This is a genomic window from Streptococcus infantis, from assembly GCF_001579645.1.
GTDB classification, from domain to species: Bacteria; Bacillota; Bacilli; order Lactobacillales; family Streptococcaceae; genus Streptococcus; species Streptococcus infantis_E.
Map to the genome: position 1 here is coordinate 176,463 of NZ_KQ970819.1, position 1,712 is coordinate 178,174.

Consider the following 1,712-nt stretch of genomic DNA (forward strand, 5'->3'; position numbering starts at 1 on the left):
CTTGATAAGATCGGAGCACCATCAGCACGCAGTACTGCAATGTCCTGAACGATAATCTGGCGGGTTACATGAAAACGGTCTGCTAAAGTTTGACCATTTAGAGGTTTTTGAGACTCCTTTAACAGTTGTAAAAGTGCTTCTTTTCGATTTTTTGTCATATTCTTCTTTCTTAACGCTTAACGGCGTTTTCTCAATGCTTTATAAACAGCCAAGGCTAGGTAATAGTCTACCATACTATGGATAATAGTACCAAATCCAACTAATACAAACAAGACATAGAACATATTTTTTAAGTCAGTTCCAGTACTAGCATAAAAGATCATACAAGCCAAAACTTCAGCAATAGCATGAACCAAACCAAGTACAAAGTTAAAAATCAATGAAGATTTCTTATTGTCCAAGGTTTGAGGATGTTTTTGAAGATAGAAAGCACCCAGACTTCCAAAAAAGATATGGGAAAAGGCGCGAAGTACAATGACAATCGGATACCCAGCCATGAGAAATCCTAAACTAGAAGCTATAATAACAAAGATAGCCATCCATGGCGAGAGAAACATAGCTATAAAAATAGCAACGTGACTTCCTAAAGTGTAGGAAGCGGGAGGAATGACAATTTTAAAGGGCATCACCAAAGGAATCAAAATAGCGATAGCTGTTAGCAATGCGGTTAAGGTCATGAATTGTGTTTTCTTTTGTGTATTCATAATAACTCCTTTTAACTGTATATACAGTTGTATAGTACAATAAAAAATCAAACAAGTCAAGAACTAAAATTGATTTTTGATGAGATTATCTTGAAATAAGGTTAAAAAATAAATAAATTTTTTAAAAAATAAGAAAAAAACTCTTGCACTAAACAAAGTAGTGTGGTATACTTATATACGGTTTGAAAAAACTGCCTAAGACAGTAGGGGAGCTCGACTCATAAATATCCTACCGAGGACAAAACGTATCATGTAAAAAGAAGCGTATTGTACTTTCGTGTCTAGGTTTGGGCGCGTTTTTCTTTTGGAAAAATTCCCCAAGCAAAATAATTACGGAGGTGAACACACTAATGAGTGAAGCAATTATTGCTAAAAAAGCGGAACTAGTTGACGTAGTAGCTGAAAAAATGAAAGCTGCTGCATCAATCGTCGTTGTAGACGCTCGTGGTTTGACAGTTGAACAAGATACAGTTCTTCGTCGTGAGCTTCGTGGAAGCGAAGTTGAGTATAAAGTTATTAAAAACTCAATCTTACGTCGTGCAGCTGAAAAAGCTGGACTTGCAGAACTTGCATCTGTATTTGTTGGACCATCTGCTGTAGCATTTTCTAACGAAGATGTTATCGCTCCAGCGAAAATCTTGAACGACTTTGCTAAAAACGCTGACGCACTTGAAATCAAGGGTGGTGCAATCGAAGGCGCTGTCGCATCAAAAGAAGAAATCGTTGCTCTTGCAACTCTTCCAAACCGCGAAGGACTTCTTTCTATGCTCCTTTCTGTACTTCAAGCGCCAGTGCGCAACGTTGCTCTTGCAGTCAAAGCGGTTGCAGACAACAAAGAAGACGCAGCTTAATCTTAAGCTACGCAGCGTAGCCTAGCTACAAAAATATAAACATAAAATATAAACTTATTTGGAGGAAATAACAATGGCATTGAACATTGAAAACATTATTGCTGAAATTAAAGAAGCTTCAATCCTTGAATTGAACGACCTTGTAAAAGCTATCGAA

At 37.1% G+C, this 1,712-nt stretch carries 3 protein-coding genes, 1 pseudogene and 1 other annotated feature; of the genes and pseudogenes, 2 read left to right on the top strand and 2 right to left on the bottom strand.

The window, feature by feature from the left end; translation table 11 throughout:
- Both SINDD18_RS05215 and SINDD18_RS05220 read right to left on the bottom strand, forming a co-directional pair.
- A partial coding sequence (locus tag SINDD18_RS05215) for an HTH domain-containing protein (RefSeq protein WP_153014426.1) occupies positions 1-158 on the bottom strand: 158 nt, incomplete at its 3' end.
- A gap of 18 nt (positions 159-176) precedes the next feature.
- Positions 177-704, bottom strand: coding sequence for an ECF transporter S component (locus SINDD18_RS05220; RefSeq protein ID WP_001095969.1), 528 nt, complete (start codon positions 702-704; stop codon positions 177-179).
- Positions 705-880: 176 nt separating this feature from the next.
- Positions 881-1,016 (top strand) — a sequence feature (ribosomal protein L10 leader region).
- A gap of 38 nt (positions 1,017-1,054) precedes the next feature.
- Between SINDD18_RS05220 and rplJ the strand changes: the two genes are divergently transcribed.
- On the top strand, positions 1,055-1,555 hold the full coding sequence (gene rplJ / locus SINDD18_RS05225; RefSeq protein WP_001287269.1) for a 50S ribosomal protein L10: 501 nt from the start codon (positions 1,055-1,057) through the stop codon (positions 1,553-1,555).
- Positions 1,556-1,628: 73 nt separating this feature from the next.
- Positions 1,629-1,712: pseudogene (locus SINDD18_RS05230) on the top strand (50S ribosomal protein L7/L12); the annotation flags it as partial.

What these genes read in the sequence shown, in the direction of transcription:
- SINDD18_RS05220 (WP_001095969.1), bottom strand. Translation starts at nt 704, where the DNA reads ATGAATACACAAAAGAAAACACAATTCATGACCTTAACCGCATTGCTA.
- rplJ (WP_001287269.1), top strand. Translation starts at nt 1,055, where the DNA reads ATGAGTGAAGCAATTATTGCTAAAAAAGCGGAACTAGTTGACGTAGTA.